Annotated in this window: 1 protein-coding gene; it reads left to right on the plus strand. The window is 34.1% G+C overall.

Annotation, left to right across the window (positions count from 1 at the left end):
- Positions 1 to 397: 397 nt before the first annotated feature.
- A partial coding sequence (locus RB298_RS25585; RefSeq protein ID WP_486049150.1) for a DUF418 domain-containing protein occupies positions 398 to 1,495 on the plus strand: 1,098 nt, incomplete at its 3' end.

A 1,495-nucleotide genomic window follows, 5' to 3' on the forward strand; every position in this document is an offset into this window, starting at 1 on the left:
TTTACAAAGTGTATATTCAACGACGTTATTTACTTTATGAATTACAAAACGTTTGAAAATGCTATATCGCAGTAAAAGTATTTTAATTTATCTTCAATTGTCGCTTAGAGTGGAATGGTAGAAAAAAAGAAACCTTAACAATACTAGGGTTTCTTTTTTTGTAATTAGTACTCTGCGTACGTCAGTATATCTTTTGGATTTTGGCTAAACCTGTTTCCAAAGCGGGCAGTCTTTGCACTTCTCAAAACGTATCCACGCTCTTTTTATCGCACTAAAAATAATTTATTCTTTTAAAAATAAGGGTTGAAGATGACGCAACGTAATCTAATATAGTTGAACTATGAGATATCAAGAAGGGGAGCAACGAAAGTAAAAGTAACGGATGGGGGCATGAGAAGTGGAGAATAAAAAAAGAATTCGCTCTTTAGATATATTAAGAGGACTAGCGATTTTAGGAACATTAGGAACGAACATTTGGCTGTTTGCTTATCTGGGAGATGTAAATTATATATTTACTTTTACCCATAACAAATGGTGGTTATCAGGAGATGATTTTTTAAGAATACTTTTTCTTTCCTTAATTAACGGGAAATTACTTGGTCTCTTAGCTATTATGTTTGGTGTTGGTTTAGAGCTGAAATATCAGCAGTCAAAACGATTAAATCAGACGTGGCTAGGAAGATACATATGGCTGTCTTTGATTTTATTAATGGAAGGGTTTGTGCACTTTATTTTTGTCTTAGAGTACGACATTCTAATGTCTTATGCAGTAACAGCAATTATTGTTTCATTTATCGTGAAAATGCGGAAGACGATGATACGAATAACAATGATTAGTGCAGCAGCGATTCATCTTTTCTTTATATTACTTGTGTTCTTAGGTGTGCTAACTAACTCCATAGGAGATGAGCTAGTTGCTGTCCCAAAAGAAGTGATAACCCTTTTTCAACATGGATCATGGATGAATCAAATTCAGTATCGACTTCTTCATTTTTGGGAGCTGCGCACAGAAGCCATTTTCGTCATTCCATTTAATATATGTATGTTTTTAATTGGTGTTTTACTAGTGAGAATAGGGGCTTTTGACAATAATTCCAAAGGTATTAATATCAGAAAGAGGATGATGAAGGCGGGCCTTTTAGTTGGGTTACCTCTAAATCTATTATTATTTGTTACTGGAGGGTTCTTGGATTTTCCAGTAAGGTATGTATTTGCCCCTATTTTATCGCTTGGATACATGGGAGCTATTAGTTTTCTAATTGAAAAATTTCAAGCCTTTTCATTATGGAGAGTTTTAGAAAAAGTAGGCAAGATGTCTTTAAGTTGCTACGTGTTACAGAATGTTTTAAGCTCAATTTTATTTTATGGATGGGGTTTTGGGTTGGGTGGACACCCTCGTTCATTCTTCGTCATTTTTGTTTGGATACTAATCTGTTTGTTTCAAATGTTATTTGCTGCTTTGTGGCTTCGTTATTTTAAAATGGGTCCTATGGAA

The sequence above is a fragment of the Priestia sp. BR_2 genome, assembly GCF_041954005.1.
GTDB classification, from domain to species: Bacteria; Bacillota; Bacilli; order Paenibacillales; family Paenibacillaceae; genus Paenibacillus_AQ; species Paenibacillus_AQ lautus_A.